At 44.6% G+C, this 15,841-nt stretch carries 14 protein-coding genes; 7 read left to right on the top strand and 7 right to left on the bottom strand.

The window, feature by feature from the left end; genetic code table 11:
* Positions 1-36: 36 nt before the first annotated feature.
* Positions 37-1,179 carry an endonuclease/exonuclease/phosphatase family protein gene (locus E1160_RS08920; protein WP_155154801.1) on the top strand — a complete coding sequence of 381 codons (1,143 nt, stop codon included), beginning with the start codon at positions 37-39 and terminating at the stop codon, positions 1,177-1,179.
* Here E1160_RS08920 and E1160_RS08915 read toward each other — a convergent pair whose 3' ends face one another.
* Positions 1,180-1,818 (bottom strand): COG3904 family protein, encoded by a 639-nt coding sequence (locus tag E1160_RS08915; RefSeq protein WP_218048805.1) that lies wholly within the window; start codon positions 1,816-1,818, stop codon positions 1,180-1,182.
* On the bottom strand, positions 1,815-2,306 hold the full coding sequence (locus E1160_RS08910) for an Lrp/AsnC family transcriptional regulator (protein ID WP_218048804.1): 492 nt from the start codon (positions 2,304-2,306) through the stop codon (positions 1,815-1,817). Before E1160_RS08910 ends, E1160_RS08915 begins: the two co-directional genes overlap by 4 nt.
* A 128-nt stretch (positions 2,307-2,434) precedes the next feature.
* Between E1160_RS08910 and E1160_RS08905 the strand changes: the two genes are divergently transcribed.
* Positions 2,435-3,367: an aminotransferase class IV gene (locus tag E1160_RS08905; protein WP_155154799.1), complete on the top strand. Its 933-nt coding sequence runs from the start codon at positions 2,435-2,437 to the stop codon at positions 3,365-3,367.
* A 90-nt stretch (positions 3,368-3,457) separates the two neighbouring features.
* Here the strand turns inward: E1160_RS08905 and infC are convergent, their stop codons facing one another.
* The 4 genes from infC to E1160_RS08885 all read right to left on the bottom strand — a co-directional run bounded on the left by infC (position 3,458) and on the right by E1160_RS08885 (position 8,591).
* Complete coding sequence (gene infC, locus E1160_RS08900; RefSeq protein WP_155154798.1) at positions 3,458-3,979, bottom strand: translation initiation factor IF-3; 522 nt, start codon at positions 3,977-3,979, stop codon at positions 3,458-3,460.
* Between the two features lie 165 nt (positions 3,980-4,144).
* Positions 4,145-6,094, bottom strand: coding sequence for a threonine--tRNA ligase (thrS, locus tag E1160_RS08895; RefSeq protein WP_155154797.1), 1,950 nt, complete (start codon positions 6,092-6,094; stop codon positions 4,145-4,147).
* Positions 6,095-6,256: 162 nt separating this feature from the next.
* Positions 6,257-7,204 carry a glycosyltransferase family 9 protein gene (locus E1160_RS08890; protein ID WP_155154796.1) on the bottom strand — a complete coding sequence of 316 codons (948 nt, stop codon included), beginning with the start codon at positions 7,202-7,204 and terminating at the stop codon, positions 6,257-6,259.
* A 10-nt stretch (positions 7,205-7,214) separates the two neighbouring features.
* Positions 7,215-8,591 (bottom strand): glycosyltransferase family 4 protein, encoded by a 1,377-nt coding sequence (locus tag E1160_RS08885; protein WP_235914085.1) that lies wholly within the window; start codon positions 8,589-8,591, stop codon positions 7,215-7,217.
* A gap of 122 nt (positions 8,592-8,713) precedes the next feature.
* Between E1160_RS08885 and E1160_RS08880 the strand changes: the two genes are divergently transcribed.
* On the top strand, positions 8,714-9,517 hold the full coding sequence (locus E1160_RS08880) for an alpha/beta hydrolase (protein ID WP_155154795.1): 804 nt from the start codon (positions 8,714-8,716) through the stop codon (positions 9,515-9,517).
* Here the strand turns inward: E1160_RS08880 and E1160_RS08875 are convergent.
* Positions 9,507-10,379 (bottom strand): SDR family oxidoreductase, encoded by an 873-nt coding sequence (locus E1160_RS08875; RefSeq protein ID WP_155154794.1) that lies wholly within the window; start codon positions 10,377-10,379, stop codon positions 9,507-9,509. The two genes, E1160_RS08880 and E1160_RS08875, sit on opposite strands and share 11 nt — an antisense overlap.
* Before the next feature lie 46 nt (positions 10,380-10,425).
* Between E1160_RS08875 and E1160_RS08870 the strand changes: the two genes are divergently transcribed.
* The 4 genes from E1160_RS08870 (at position 10,426) to E1160_RS08855 (ending at position 15,821) form a co-directional block, all read left to right on the top strand.
* A complete protein-coding gene (locus tag E1160_RS08870) occupies positions 10,426-11,244 on the top strand; it encodes a tetratricopeptide repeat protein (protein WP_218048802.1) in 819 nt (272 codons plus the stop codon).
* Positions 11,245-11,340: 96 nt separating this feature from the next.
* Positions 11,341-12,567, top strand: coding sequence for an aminotransferase class I/II-fold pyridoxal phosphate-dependent enzyme (locus E1160_RS08865; protein ID WP_155154792.1), 1,227 nt, complete (start codon positions 11,341-11,343; stop codon positions 12,565-12,567).
* A gap of 150 nt (positions 12,568-12,717) precedes the next feature.
* On the top strand, positions 12,718-15,129 hold the full coding sequence (locus E1160_RS08860; protein ID WP_155154791.1) for an FtsK/SpoIIIE family DNA translocase: 2,412 nt from the start codon (positions 12,718-12,720) through the stop codon (positions 15,127-15,129).
* Positions 15,129-15,821 (top strand): LolA family protein, encoded by a 693-nt coding sequence (locus E1160_RS08855; RefSeq protein WP_155154790.1) that lies wholly within the window; start codon positions 15,129-15,131, stop codon positions 15,819-15,821. Before E1160_RS08860 ends, E1160_RS08855 begins: the two co-directional genes overlap by 1 nt.
* The last annotated feature ends 20 nt before the right edge of the window (positions 15,822-15,841 follow it).

Below are 15,841 nucleotides of genomic sequence, written 5' to 3'. Positions count from 1 at the left end.
TATGCTGCGATATTTTTATGACTATGGGAGAGTAAAATGAGTAACTCACGAGACTTGACGGTTGCCAGCTTCAATCTGCTCAATCTTCAATTGCCGAATACGGCCATGTATCCGAACACACGTCCATATACCCCTGAAATTTATGATCAAAAATTGACTTGGACAGCCAATATGATCAAACAATTGGATGCTGACATCATCGGTTTTCAAGAATTATGGTCCGCACAATGCCTTGTTGATGTATTTGAAAAGGCCAATTTATCAAATGATTATACACTGGTCTTTATCAAAGATTCTGACGCTGGTGCAGATTTACCAAGCTGGGACGGTATAGCTGTCGCAATGGCGGTCCGAAAGCCTTGGCAAGTTGAAAATTGGAAACGGCATAAGGAATTTCCAGAAGAACTTCTTCTCAACAAACGGGATCGATCCTTACAGGAATTGCAGAATAACCCTGATCTTGTGGATGAAACAGAAGATGAAGATTTGGATAGCGCCCATGAGGATGAAGAAATCCATGTGGATATTAAGAAATTCTCCCGATCTCCATTGGAAGTTATTTTAAAAAACGCGGATCGAGACGACGTTCCCAATTTTCATGTATTCTGTGCCCATTTCAAATCCAAACGCGGATCGCGACTGGATAGAGAAGAATATCATCACCCCACAATTGACTTTAAGTCTCATAGAGACGCATTAGGCGCAGGTCTTTCCACCATTCGAAGAACGGCGGAGGCCACCGCCTTACGGATCATTTTAAATAAAATCATGAAAGACACGAATACCCCGGTTATCGTTCTTGGGGATTTAAATGACGGTCAATTTTCCAACACCTTGGCGATCTTATCAAACCAGCCAGATTTCCGTTGGTATGCAGATAGCACCGCTGCGGCAAGTAACAACAGAAACGACGCCGGCCTTTTTCCTGCCATCAATCTTCAACAATTGCGCAGCCTAAAAGATACCTATTACAGCCATGAATATAAAAATATACCCGAAGTCATTGATCATGTTTTGGCTTCCGAAGAATTTTATGATTATTCCAACAGCCGTTTCTGGTCCTTTCGGGATATGCGTATTTTAAATGACCACACAGACGATCATGGCAAAGATAAGGTCAAATCCGACCATGGCGTAGTCCGCGTTAGATTTGACTGGAATAAAGCCGAAGATGAATAATTATAATTGGTCACAATAGTAATCTTTGCCTAGATTTGGAAGGGCATCACGCCCCGTCACCATATTGAATTTCTTCAATTCAGACTTATGCATCCAATGCATATCGGCGGCGGGGGCAGCATCTAATGTATACCAATAAAAGGCTGGCGGAATGCCCATATCGCGAAAATATCTTAGATACATTTGATGGACGGGATCATTTTTTGGGAAATCCGTCGCCTGTATAATATGTCCGTCTTCTTCATAATCCCAAGAATGTACCCCGATACAGGCATTGGTGGAGACTTTCCGCCATACACCAGCTAAAAACAAATCTGTTCCACCAGAAGCAACCATCCCCCCTTCGGGAATAATGGTGCCCAACCCCATAGACCGCACCACACGCGACAAGATCAGGTTATAATCGTCATCCACTGACCCTGGGACATATTTTAAGGTTAAGGAGTTCACATTGGGATTTTCATTAATCGCCACGATAAAGGATTCAATAGCCCGATCATCAATAACCCCTTCCACAATCAAGGTATCCCCACGTGGTGTGAAGGTGAGGGGATCATAATCATCTGCCAAAGAAATAGAATGATTTAACCCCAACAAAGAGGCAGCAAGAAAAATAAATAAACGACAAATCATCTTCATTTTTCCTCCTCCTCTTTCAGTGGCACATATAAGCCTGCCTTGATCGTATCGGCAATGATGTTGGAATTATAACGTTTTATATTTTTATTTTCTGTGAAAATCTGACGGGTAAAATCTTCGTAATGGGTCATGTTTTCAGCCACGACCAAGGCAACAAAATCCGCCGTGCCCGTCACATAATAACATTGCTGTATCTCATCATGACGTAACATGCTGGCCCGAAACTCATCCAGTATATCCTGTGTCACTTTTTCAAGACGTATTTCCAATAATCCGCTAATCTTTTCTCGCATCACATCTTGGGAAAGAATAACCGTTTCTTGTGCAATCACCCCGCTTTCACGGAGATTTTTGAGACGTCGCTGGATAGAAGATCGGGAACTGTTCAGCGCCATAGCGAGCGCTTCTGCGGATAAACGACTGTCTTTTTGCAACAGGTTTAACAGCTTACGATCCAGATTATCTAAGTCTTTTAAATTAACTGTCATCTCATCCATCGACTAGATTTGGGTAATTTGCCTCACAATTTCAGAAATTTAGGGCAGAAATCCCAGACAAAACATGTCACTCTTTAGGCTACAAACTGACCATATACAAATTCAGGGAAGATTGGCAAATGACAAAACCCGTTTTGCAACACCACTATCAAGATCCACGCCCCTATCCAAAAGGTGTGGCCTATATGGATGGCCAATATATCCCGATGAATGAAGCCAAAATATCTGTTCTGGATTGGGGGTTTTTGCGCTCTGACGCCACTTATGATGTGGTCCACGCATGGGAAGGCGCTTTTTTCCGTCTTGATAAATATGTGGACCGCTTCCTCAACAGTGTTGAAAAATTACGCATGACTTTACCTGTGGAACGTACAGAACTAGAGGATATCCTGCATAATTGTGTAGGTTTATCCGGCCTTCAAAATGCTTATGTGGAGATGATTTGTACCCGTGGTTCTTCCCCCACCTTTAGCCGCGATCCAAGAGATTCAGATAATCGTCTGATTTGTTTTGCCATTCCTTTGGGCTCTATCGCCAATAAAGATCAACAAAAGCGCGGCCTTCATATCGCCATCAGTGATGTGGTGCGCATTGCCCCGCAATCAGTGGACCCCACCATTAAAAATTACCATTGGCTGGATTTGATCGCGGGCCTGTTTGAAGCTTATGACAGGGGCGCAGAAAATACCTTACTTGTGGATCATGATGGCAATGTCACCGAAGGCCCGGGCTTTAATATCTTTGCCGTGAAAGATGGCGTGGTTTACACCCCGTCTTCCGGTGTGTTAGAAGGCATCACCCGCCAAACTGTGATCGACCTCTGTAAAGAACTCAATCTTCCTTGCCAAATCCAAGCTCTCCCGAAAGCAGATTTCCTGAAAGCCGATGAAATCTTCCTTTCCTCCACCGCAGGCGGTCCACAATTTATCTCAAAAATAGATGACACCATCTTGCAAAATGGTGCGGCTGGTCCCGTCTTCTCAAAAATCAAAGACCTCTATTGGCAAAAACATCAAGACGCCAGCTGGATCACCCCGATTGAGTATGACTAAACAAAAAACCGTGCTGGTTGTCCAACACGGCTTCTTTAATTCTATCAGCCTATCGAAGATTTATTCAATAAACCAAAGCAAGGGTATGCCTTACTTACTAGCCTCAGGGGCAAGCACCATCACCATTTGACGGCCTTCCATATTTGGTTTGGCTTCCACTTTCACCTTGTCGCCCATTTCTTCGCGAACACGGTTAAGGACTTCCATACCCAATTCCTGATGCGCCATTTCACGTCCACGGAAACGAAGAGTTACTTTCACTTTATCGCCCGCATCGATGAATTTATGCATGTTTTTCATTTTTACCTGATAATCATGCTCATCAATATTTGGACGGAATTTAAGTTCCTTCACTTCGATGGTTTTTTGTTTTTTACGGGCTTCATTCTGTTTCTTTTGCAGCTCGTATTTATACTTACCAAGATCCATGATCTTAGCCACAGGCGGTTTCGCACCTGGTGAAATTTCCACCAAGTCTAGACCAGCTTGTGCTGCGCGTTGAACAGCGTCACGAGTTTTTACAACTCCAACATTTTCCCCAGTTTCATCAATAAGACGCACTTCGGCTGCCTCAATAGATTCATTTGCACGAGGTCCGGACTTTTCCGGCATTTGTGCGTTACGTGGACGGCGTATGCTTTCCTCCTTGGGCCTTCCTTTTGAAGACCACCTGACCAGTTTTTCCAAATTCGATAGCTCGCATTAAAACAAAGCTATCTGTCGCTTTCAAGGGATTTCAGGCCTTTTGGCATGAAATCCCTTAATTTTTATGCGTTATCACTCACCACTTGGTAAAGCAGCTTCGGATTTTAGCAATTCAATTGCCGCATCCAGTGACATCACTTCTTGTGCCTTACCGCCCAAACGACGGATCGCCACAGTTTTTTCTTCGGCTTCGCGTGCACCAACAACCAAAATCAATGGTACTTTCTTCACAGAATGATCGCGCACTTTGAAGTTAATTTTTTCGTTGCGCAGATCGCATTCAACACGCACGCCTGCCGCTTTCAATGCGTTGGTTACTTCCTCTGCATAATCATCTGCAACAGATGTGATGGTTGCCACAACCGCCTGTGTTGGCGCCAACCATACAGGGAATTTGCCTGCATATTGTTCGATCAAGATACCGATGAAACGCTCAAACGATCCAAGGATCGCACGATGCAGCATCACAGGACGATGTTTTTCACCATCTTCACCTACATAAGCCGCATCCAGACGTTCCGGCAATACGAAATCTGCTTGCAAGGTACCACATTGCCAGTCACGACCAATGGCATCCCGCAATACGAATTCAAGTTTCGGACCATAGAAAGCCCCTTCACCCGGGTTCAATGTATAAGACAGGCCTGCTGCTTCGGTTGCTTCTTTCAACGCTGCTTCGGATTTGTCCCAAATCTCATCTGTGCCTGCACGTTTTTCAGGACGGTCAGAAAATTTCACCGCGATTTCTGTAAAGCCTAAATCTTTATAGACAGACTTTAACAGATCGATGAATACTTTGGTTTCTGAAACAATCTGATCTTCGGTACAGAAGATATGACCATCATCCTGTGTGAAGGCACGCACACGCATAATGCCATGCAATGCGCCACGTGGCTCATACCGATGACATGCACCGAATTCCGCCATACGCATTGGCAAATCTTTATAAGATCGAATGCCTTGACGGAAAATTTGAACATGGCCCGGGCAGTTCATCGGCTTTAACGCCAACATACGTTTTGAGTCTTCAGCCGCAGCTGAATCAACTTCATCCACTTCGGCAATGAACATATGCTCATGAAACTTATCCCAGTGACCAGACATTTCCCAAAGCTTACGATCCACCAATTGAGGTGTTCTAACCTCCACATAATCGGCTACGGTTATCCGCTTACGCATATAATCTTCAAGCGTTGAATACAGTTTCCAACCTTTTGGATGCCAGAAAATCGCGCCAACAGCTTCTTCCTGAATATGGAAAAGACCCATTTCACGACCAATTTTACGATGGTCGCGTTTTTCAGCTTCTTCCAAACGTGTCAGATAGGCTTTCAGTTCTTTATCATTGCGCCAAACTGTACCGTAGATACGTTGCAATTGCGGGTTATTGGCATCACCGCGCCAATAGGCACCCGCCAATTTCATCAATTTGAAAGACGTACCTAAACGCCCTGTGGATGGCAAATGCGGACCACGGCAAAGATCGACCCATTGATCACCTTGACGATACATGGTGATGTCTTGGTCTTCTGGTAATTCCAGAACCCATTCCGCCTTAAATGTTTCACCATTTTCAGTGAAATATTTATGCACATCTTCACGAGACCAAACTTCGCGCACGATTTCATCATTGCGCTCAACAATTTTGCGCATTTGTTTTTCAATCGCCGCAAAATCATCTGTCGAAAATGGCTCTTCACGATGGAAATCATAATAGAAACCATCATCTGTAGACGGACCAAAGGTGATTTGTGTGCCTGGGAATAACTCCTGTACTGCCTGTGCTAAAACATGGGCCCCATCGTGGCGCAACAGATCCAAGGCTTCTTCATCATCTTTTTTAACCAAGGACACTGTTGCGTCGGTAGTGATCGGACGATTTAAATCCCAGTCTTCACCATCTACCTTTGCAAGGACGACTGCTTTCGCAAGAGATTTACTAATGGATTCAGCTACTTGTAAACCAGTAACTGCCCCTTCAAAATCTCGCTTGGAGCCGTCCGGAAGCGTTATCGCAACCATGATCATATGTCCTTTATGTTTGTATTTAGAAATTTTCGTGCGGTGAAATCCAAACAATTTTAGATTTACCGTGTGTGGTTCATACTGGAAACGGCTTTGAACCGCAAGTAAAAGCGGGGGAAAAACACCTGTTTTTGCGGATATTTAATCGAAATCGGGTGATTATGTTTCTGGTTGTGACAAATGTGCGATAGAACGCAACTTCCCAAACACATCCGGCACAGGAAGATTACTTAAATCCGGCACCCGTAAAATTTCGACTTCTGGTCCACGTTGACCACATAAATCCGGATTACTAGCATGGGAAAATAAGGCCAAAGTCGGCGCTCCGGCAATCGCTGCCAAATGGGTTGGACCCGTATCATTGCCCACAGAAAAACGCGCTTTTCGGGCCAAGGCGGCAATTTCAAACAATGTGGTTTTACCAAGTAAACTTATAGTTTCCGGGCATTCTGCCTGAATTTCCTGCGCCTCTTTTTCTTCTGCCTTAGTTCCCAACACCACAGGTGTGATACCTTCTTGAACCAATCTCGCCGCCAATTGCCCATAACTTGATCCCGGCCAGCGTTTATCCGGACGATGTGGCGCCCCACCCGGAATGAGCAACGCATAATTTTCAGGCAATCCGAATTTAGACGGGTCAGCCTCCATCCAGCTCACATCGGGGAAGGGCACATCAGTGATGCCTGCCATGGATAATTGTTCTGCTTGACGGTCCACCGTATGCATAAAATCCCGATTTGGATTTGCATGCGGATGACTAGACCCTTTTGCAATACCAGACCATTCAGGTTTTGGATTTCCCATTAATCGATAATAGGAACTGGATCGGTCAGATGTTTGCAGATCATATACGCGTGCAAACTTACCTGCACGCAACTTATTACGAAGTTGCAACATTGCCTTTATATTAAGCAATTTTGGTCGTTTATCTACGATAACTTCCTGAAACCAACCACTACGTTCAGCGATATCCACAAAAGGTTTCGTCGTAAGCAATGTCAATTTGGCATCTGGGTGGTGACGACGAATGGCCTGCATCGGGCCCAAAGCTTGTACAAAATCACCTAAGGCGCTGAGTTTGATTATCAGGATATTTTCTGAAGTCATCTTCGGATTGTTACTTTGCTTTTGGTTGTGCTGCTTTTGCTTTTGAAGATTTCACCTTAGCTGCCTTGGTCTTCGCTTTGGCCGATTTTGCCTTCGTCTTCTTTGTTGCTGTTTTCTTTACAGCTGCCTTCTTGGAAGCAGCCTTTTTCGTCGCAGACTTTTTAGCCGCTACTTTCTTCGCAGAGGCCTTTTGTGGTTTTGGCTCAGTTGAAGTTGTATCTGACTTTTTCTCTAAGGGTAGATCAAGAATTTCGCGATATACATTCAATGTACGACGCAACATTTTCTCATTAGTGAAATTTTCATGCACGCTTTTAATCGCACGATCATGAAACTCTTGTCGTTGAGCTTCATCAAGAGACAACGCTTTTTTCAACATACGGGCTAAATCATCCGGATCACCGGGCTTAAATAACCATCCGGTCACACCATGTTCAATTTGCTCAACTGCCCCACCATGTTTTGGCGCCACGACAGGACGCCCCATAGCCTGTCCTTCAACGGCCACACGCCCAAAGGCTTCCGGGTCCGTAGAGGCAGACACCACCACATCTGCTAACTTATAAGCCGCAGCCATATCACGGCATTCCCCAACCACATGCACACGGTCGTCAATAGAAAGTTCTTTTGCCAGCGCCTCAACTTCGCTTTGATATTCAGGGCGTCCTGAACCGACAAGCAGGCAACGCACATTCATATCCAGCTTACCCAGCGCTTTCAGCAACAAGATTTGTCCTTTCCAGCGCGTTAAACGGCCAGATAACATCACCACTGGCACCCCATCAGGTAAGCGCCATTCTGTTGCCAGCTTCACCACACGAGACGCAGGTACTTTTTCAGGATTAAAAACATCTAAATCCATACCACGTCTTACAAGGCGTATTTTTGACCAAGGAGTTTTATAATTCTCCATCATATGATCAACGATAAATTCGCTAATGGCGATAACCTTATCACCCTTCTGCATCACAGAATTATAGAACTTCTTAATCGGACCATCGAAATTATAAGTACCATGGAAGGTTGTCATGAAAGGCACACCTAAACGACGACAAGCGAAATAGGCACTCCAAGCAGGCGCACGACTACGCGCATGAACAACAGAGACATTTTCCCGCTTAATCACTTTTTCAAGACGTTTGATATTTTTAAAAATTGTAATAGGGTTCTTGCTATCCAAAGGCAAAGTGACATGCTTTGCCCCGACACGCTCTACCTGATGTACCATTGGCCCACCAGCAGAAGTTACAACAGATCTAAACTCTGCTGACTGAGTTGCAGCAGCCACATCCACGCTACCACGTTCCACGCCCCCTGTATGAAGCGCAGGCAATACTTGCAGGATCACAGGTTTCTCACCCTGTTGTTTTTTAACATCCGTGGTCAATTTAATCTCTTTCCTATAGAAGAACCAATGGATATTCTTGGTCCATCCTGACCCACCCCCATCCATAGATCGACACTATTTTATGGGGAAGTTCACATTTTCACCAGTGGTAAATCATCAGAATGACTAAAGAAAATACTAAAGCAGCCTCATTTCTAACCAGAAATACCGATTTGGGAGAGGCTCAAATCGCATATTTTTTCCATGCTTTCAAGGAAAGTAAGGATATGAACACACCAACCATTGTTTTTTGCGGTGGCTTCAAATCCAATATGGAAGGCAGCAAAGCCCTTTTCTTGAAGGATTTCTGCGCCAAAAATAAACTGGATTACTGTCGATTTGATTACCAAGGCCATGGTATTTCTTCTGGTGATTTTGCAGATGGGACCATTGGAGATTGGTTTCAAGATGCACTCGCAATTATAGATCAAGTAACCACTGACCCGCTAATTTTAGTTGGATCTTCCATGGGTGGCTGGATGAGCATGTTACTAACTCGCGCAAGACCTGAACAGATCAAAGGCTTGGTTCTTATTGCGCCAGCGCCCGATTTTCCAACCAAACTGATGTGGCCTGAACTTGTCGATCAAGCAAAACAAGACCTAAAAACCAAAGGTGTCTGGTATCGACCTTCTGAATTTGAAGGGGAAGAATCTTATCCTATTTCCATGAAATTTATCGAAGAGTCAAAATCGCATAATTTATTAGATGGCTCTATTGAATTTAATGGTCCTGTTCATATCATCCACGGCTTGGAAGATGAAGTTGTGCCAAATGATCATCCATTTAAAGTGGCTGAGTGTCTGACCTCAACTGACATTACCATCGAAATGGTGAAAGGTGGCGATCATCGCCTGTCTAGTCCAGATGAATTAAAACGTCTTGGAAAACGCGTTTTAGAAATTGCTTCAAAGGTTACAACATAGCCTTTAACGCATCACGATAATCAGGCCAGAGGAGTTTGACGCCAAGCTCCTCTTTGATACGTTGATTTGAAACACGTTTGTTATCACGATAAAAACTACGGGCCATCGGGCTTAAATCCGCTATTTCAAAATCAATTAACACTGGTTTATCAACCCCAAGCAAGTCACATGCATAGGCAATCACTTCCTCAGGCGGTGCAGGATTATCATCACATGCATTATAAGCTTGTCCTCCATTCGGCTTCACCATGGAAGCTTCTAAAATCTGAGCAATGTCTTCGATATGGATGCGACTGAATACCTGACCCGGTTTATTAATACGTCGACCACGCCCTTGTTTCACGGTTTCCAATGCATTGCGGCCGGGGCCATAGATACCTGCCAAACGATAGGTATGGGTCGGGATTTGATAGTCGGTCCATAATTTAAACCAAGCCGCTTCGCCATCCACACGTTTTTGTCCACGTGGGCCAGTTGGTAATTGTTCAGATTCTTCATCTACCCAACCGCCATCACGATCACCATAAACACCCGTCGTTGAGAGGTAGCCCACCCATTCAAGATGTGTGGCGGCGGCCAAGTCCTGAAAATGCCATTTTAGGACGATATCAACATCCTCCCCTTTGGGCGGGACAGAGCTCATAACATGTGTGACAGATTTCAAGATATCATCGAAGCCATCTAAGGCTGTTTCACCATCAAATGCATATAAAGGGATGCCCAACTCTTTTAGTTCAGCCGCGTCTTCAGGATGTCTTACTGTTCCAGAAACTTTCCATCCTTTCGCCAAAAGCTTGCGCGCCAGAAAAGTCGCACTATATCCAAGGCCAAAGACAAAAAGATGCTTGTTTGTTTCTGTCATGTCTGTAATTTCCATCGAAGTATTAATTAAGCAGCAGGATTGCCGAATGTTATTTGCCAGAGCTTATTCACTGATTTCCGATAAATCTAGCGGAATTCTTAGCCGAGTTTCGATTATCGCATCTTTCTTACTGGCGACGAATTTCACCTCAGCTTACGCAGAAACCACCGATGTAGATTTCACCCATAACCAATCCTATCGCGGCTGCATCATTTTGGCCCATAAAGATGCGGAACGAGCTTTTGAAACCGCGCTTTCCTGGGAAGATGAAGGTGGAGGATTACCCGCCCGCCATTGCGCCTCAATTGCCTTATTTAATCTGGAACATTATCAAGAGGCAGCAGAACGCCTACAGCAACTCGCTAAAGACATGCCTGAAACAGTTTCACCGCAAATTGTTGCAGATATTTTAGGGCAAGCTGGGTTAGCGCTATATACGGTTGAAGATTACGGAAATGCACTAGAGGTTCAAACCGCAGCCTTAAAACTACATCCTGAAAATATCACGTTATTGATTGATCGTGCCCTCACCCAAATGGAATTGGGAAAGGGAGAGGAGACCATTAAAGACCTCAGCGATGCGTTAAAACTTGAAACAGATAATCTGGAAGCGCTAACCTATCGTGGGTCCGCCTATCGTATTGAGGAAAAATTCGATCTTGCGCTGATTGATCTAAATCGCGTTCTGGCCTTAGAACCCACCAATCCCGAAGCATTATTAGAACGCGGCATTGTTTATCGCTTACAAAATAACAAAGAAGCCGCAAGAACAGATTGGTTAAAACTGATTGAATATCATGATGGTCGACCTGCAGCTGATATGGCGCAACGCAATTTACAAAAAATGGAATTAGGAGAAGAATAACAGGATTGCGTCCATACAATTCCTATCTTTTCCTAGGTTGAGGCTTGTGATAAGCCTCAAAACTAAAAGTATTCATCTAATAAACTGGATTAAGATATGTCCGATCAAAGTAACACTTCTCTTGTCGAACAATTATACGACTACCCCTATAATCGTCTGAATAAATTACTTGGTCATATCAAGCCGGATCAAGATGTATTGCTCACCCATATCGGGGAACCGCAAGGTAATCCACCTAAACTACTTGCAGATACAGTAGCAAAAAACAGCCATCTTTGGTCCAAATACCCACCCATCAAAGGTACTGTTGGATTTCGTCAAGCTGCCACAGATTGGGCCATCAAACGCTATAACTTACCTGAAAGCTTTCTTGATCCTGAAAGCAATGTCATCCCGGTCAATGGAACACGCGAAGCCCTTTTCCAAGCAGGGCTTTATGCAGCAGATCGCAAACGTGCTCAATTGAGCAACAACGAACAACCGATCATCTGCCTGCCTAACCCACTTTATCACGTCTATTTTGGCGCAGCCTTGATGGGGCATGCAGAAGCGGTAATGGTTGATGCGATCGAAGATAATCATTTTATTCCCGATTTTGAATCTTTGCCTGAAGAAACGCTAAGACGTACTGCCTTGGTATATCTTTGTACCCCGGGAAATCCGGTTGGTACTGTTGCAAGTCTAGATCGTCTCAAAGCCATGCTTGAAGCCGCCCGCAAGTATGATTTTATCTTGGCAGTCGATGAATGTTATTCTGAAATCTGGACTGACGAGCCCCCTGCAGGCGGTTTGGATGCTGCGAAAGCATTGGGTGATAGCTTAGATAATCTGCTTGTTTTCAATAGCCTGTCTAAACGGTCCAGCGCGCCGGGATTACGATGTGGCATGGTCATTGGCGAAGCTAAATTATTGCAGGATTTAAACATGTTACGGGGTTATGGCGGCGCGCAAGTGCCCGGCCCCTTACTTGCTGCTGCAACCGAACTTTGGAAAGATGATGCCCATGTGGCAGAAAATCGTGACCTGTATCGTCGATTAATTTCCATTGCCGATGAAGAATTAGGAAATTTATCAGGTTATCGTAGCCCTGATGCGGCCTTTTTCGTCTGGTTTAACACTGCAAAACATGGATTAAGTGGTGAAGAGGCCGCCACTAAACTTTGGCAGGACGAAGGTATTAAAGTCATGCCGGGCCGCTATATGTGCCGTGCAGATGATAAAAGCGGAAAATCTCCGGGGGATGATTATGTTCGTCTGGCCTTAGTGCATGATGAAAAAACCGTGAAAGAGATTTGCACCAGAGTCCGACGCAGTTTAACCTAATTTCTGACATAATTCTTATCTATCACCAAGAAGCTGCTGAAAGCTTTTATTTCCATTTTATGGCGGAATCACTGTAAAATGGGAGGTTCTGCTTTTTTGGCAGTTATACTTATTCGATCCACGATGTTGGAACAAAGAGGTTAAAAGCGCATGGCTCAAGCGCAAAAACAGAAAATACGTTTTCTGCCTGATGGCGTTGCAGAGATCATCAATCGACGTATGATTAAATTTGGCGGCCTTGTTTTTATGGCACTTTCCCTTGCCTATGCCCTTGCATTAGGTAGCTATAACGCCGCAGATCCAAATTTCAATCATGCCACCCCAGATACCCCAACCAATATGTTGGGAATAGTGGGTGCCTACATGTCCGATGTTTGTTTACAAGCCTTAGGCTTGGCATGTGCAGCTCTGGTTCCTGTGATTTTTGGCTGGGGTTGGCGCGTTTTCTGGGATCAAGCCGTTCATCATTTCTGGGCCCGCTTGAGTTTATTACCCCTCCTTTTACTCTTCAGCTCTTTAAGTTTCGCAGCCATTCCAGCGCCAAGCGAATGGCCTATTTCTGCAGGCCTTGGCGGCTTTACCGGCCAATTACTGTTAAGTTTATTCACGAAGCTTCTGCCTATGGTGGATAGCCTATGGTTTGCCCTTGGCTTTGGTATCATCGCCATTGGTTTATTATTCTATATTATGGGTATTCAGCCGAGCGAATGGCTGGCAACTGCCCGTGGCATTGGACAAATGAGCAAAAAAGTTACCGACGGCATTCGAAATGCGGGCGACTTAAAAGACAATCTCCAAGAGGCAGCCACAGAAACGCTATCCCGTGTAAAAGGGGAAAAAATCGAACCGACCTTTGCCAAAGCGCCGGTGCGTCGCGACAAAGTAGAACCCGCCCCTATTCCAGTGCCTAAACGTGACGATCGTGTCGAAACACCAGTTGAACAGCCAAAACCAAGCAAAAAGGCCGTGGCAGAACGACAAATCGCTTTGGACTTACCGCCAAATGACGGTGATGACTTTCAAATGCCACCGCTTAATTTACTGGACGACTATTCAGGCCAGCATCAGGCAAAAGAACAAAATAAAGCAGGCCTTGAAGAAAATGCACGTATGCTGGAAACCGTTCTCGATGATTTTGGGGTTAAAGGTGAGATCGTCAAAGTTCGTCCTGGGCCTGTTGTCACCCTTTATGAGTTAGAACCTGCACCGGGTACAAAAACCAGCCGTGTTATTGGCTTGGCCGATGATATCGCACGCTCCATGTCCGCTATATCCGTGCGTATTGCCACGGTTCCGGGCCGCAGTGTAATCGGTATTGAAATGCCAAATTCTGATCGTGAGATGGTTCATCTTCGTGAATTATTGGCATCTGATACTTTTGACAGCAACAAAGCAAAATTACCGATCGTTCTTGGTAAAGATATTGGCGGTGGACCTGAAATCGCAGACCTTGCGACCATGCCTCACTTATTGATTGCAGGGACTACGGGTTCTGGTAAATCCGTTGGTTTGAATGCAATTATCCTATCATTGCTTTATAAGTTTACGCCTGAAAAATGTAAGTTTATCATGGTGGATCCAAAGATGCTGGAATTGTCCGTTTATGACGATATTCCACATTTACTTTCCCCTGTAGTGACCGATCCGAAAAAAGCTGTTGTGGCGCTGAAATGGGCCGTGCGTGAAATGGAAAACCGCTATCGCGCCATGTCCAAATTATCTGTTCGTAATATTGATGGTTATAATAAACGGGTGACGGAAGCAGCACAAAAAGGCGAAACCATATCACGTCAAATTCAAACAGGCTTTGATAAGGAAACGGGTGAGCCGATCTTCGAAGAAGATACGATGGACCTCTCTCCATTACCGTATATTGTGGTCATTGTGGATGAGATGGCTGATTTAATGTTGGTGGCAGGTAAAGAAATTGAAGCTTCTATCCAACGTCTTGCCCAAATGGCACGTGCAGCGGGTATTCACTTGATTATGGCAACACAACGCCCATCTGTAGACGTGATTACAGGTACTATTAAAGCAAATTTCCCAACCCGGATTAGTTTCATGGTGACCTCCAAAGTGGATAGTCGCACGATCCTCGGGGAACAAGGTGCGGAACAATTGTTAGGCAAAGGGGATATGTTGCATATGGCAGGTGGTGGCCGTATTAAACGTGTCCATGGTCCATTTGTCGACGACAGTGAAGTTGAAAATGTCTGCACTTATCTAAAATCTCAAGGACAGCCTGCATATGTAGAAGCCGTGACAGATGAAGATGATACAAGTGGTGGTTTTGATACAGATGTTAGTGGTGCCACAACAGGCCTTGGTAGTATGGACGGAGGCAAATCCAATAGTGGTGATGCTTTATTTGATGAAGCTGTTGCGCTTGTGGCGCGTGAACGCAAAGCGTCCACCAGCTTTATTCAACGTCATTTACAGATCGGTTATAACCGTGCTGCCCGTATCATTGAGCAAATGGAAAAAGAAGGCATGGTATCCAGCGCAAACCATGTTGGTAAACGCGACGTATTGTTACCGGACCATAGTGGAGAAAACTATTAATGTTGTTTCAATCAACAGAATTTTTAAAAAGTAAATCTTTCACACGTCGTTATTTCCTAAGACTTCTAAGTGCAACAGCACTTATAACTGCAATTGGTCTGCCAAATTTTGCAACTGCAGCAATCACGACGCCAGACCTAAACGATCCAGAAGTTATCCAATCCTTAGAATTGGCGGAAGAATTCTTCTCTGCACTTACCACTATGGAAGCTCGTTTCATACAAGCAAATCCAGATGGATCTTATCTTGAAGGCGATATGTATATGCATCGCCCGGGGCGTATGCGATTTGAATATGACGATCCGGTTCCGATCCTGCTCGTGGCGGATGGCACTTTCTTTATCCATGTTGATAAACAGCTGAAACAAGTGATGCATATTCCGTTAGGCTCAACACCGGCCAACTTTATGCTCAGTGAAGATCTTTCCATTAAAGATGGCTTGAACTTGATTGGCTATGAACGTGTCAACGGTATTTTGCGTATGCAGTTTGAACAAACAGATGAGCCTGAGCTTGGTAGCATGATCCTGACTTTTACGGATGATCCCATGATGTTGAAACAATGGACCATCATTGACGCACAGCAAAACAGAACAACAGTGACCATCATCGCACCGCGTTTTGGCGATGAACTGGACCCTGATCTCTTTTATTTTGTTAATCCTTGGTCGAGAGGCCGCGGCGACCGTTAACATAAAACAGTCGGCGATCT

Origin of the sequence: Curvivirga aplysinae, assembly GCF_009711445.1 — a bacterium.
Lineage (GTDB): Bacteria > Pseudomonadota > Alphaproteobacteria > UBA8366 > Aestuariispiraceae > Curvivirga > Curvivirga aplysinae.
The sequence above is the reverse complement of the archived record's forward strand: the minus strand, read 5'-3'. Positions and strand labels throughout refer to the sequence as shown.

Bases quoted from the DNA above. Each gene is read 5' to 3' on its own strand.
- E1160_RS08920 (WP_155154801.1), top strand. From the start codon at position 37: ATGAGTAACTCACGAGACTTGACGGTTGCCAGCTTCAATCTGCTCAAT.
- E1160_RS08915 (WP_218048805.1), bottom strand. From the start codon at position 1,818: ATGAAGATGATTTGTCGTTTATTTATTTTTCTTGCTGCCTCTTTGTTG.
- E1160_RS08910 (WP_218048804.1), bottom strand. From the start codon at position 2,306: ATGACAGTTAATTTAAAAGACTTAGATAATCTGGATCGTAAGCTGTTA.
- E1160_RS08905 (WP_155154799.1), top strand. From the start codon at position 2,435: ATGACAAAACCCGTTTTGCAACACCACTATCAAGATCCACGCCCCTAT.
- infC (WP_155154798.1), bottom strand. From the start codon at position 3,979: ATGCCGGAAAAGTCCGGACCTCGTGCAAATGAATCTATTGAGGCAGCC.
- thrS (WP_155154797.1), bottom strand. From the start codon at position 6,094: ATGGTTGCGATAACGCTTCCGGACGGCTCCAAGCGAGATTTTGAAGGG.
- E1160_RS08890 (WP_155154796.1), bottom strand. From the start codon at position 7,204: ATGACTTCAGAAAATATCCTGATAATCAAACTCAGCGCCTTAGGTGAT.
- E1160_RS08880 (WP_155154795.1), top strand. From the start codon at position 8,714: ATGACTAAAGAAAATACTAAAGCAGCCTCATTTCTAACCAGAAATACC.
- E1160_RS08875 (WP_155154794.1), bottom strand. From the start codon at position 10,379: ATGACAGAAACAAACAAGCATCTTTTTGTCTTTGGCCTTGGATATAGT.
- E1160_RS08870 (WP_218048802.1), top strand. From the start codon at position 10,426: ATGTTATTTGCCAGAGCTTATTCACTGATTTCCGATAAATCTAGCGGA.
- E1160_RS08865 (WP_155154792.1), top strand. From the start codon at position 11,341: ATGTCCGATCAAAGTAACACTTCTCTTGTCGAACAATTATACGACTAC.
- E1160_RS08860 (WP_155154791.1), top strand. From the start codon at position 12,718: ATGGCTCAAGCGCAAAAACAGAAAATACGTTTTCTGCCTGATGGCGTT.
- E1160_RS08855 (WP_155154790.1), top strand. From the start codon at position 15,129: ATGTTGTTTCAATCAACAGAATTTTTAAAAAGTAAATCTTTCACACGT.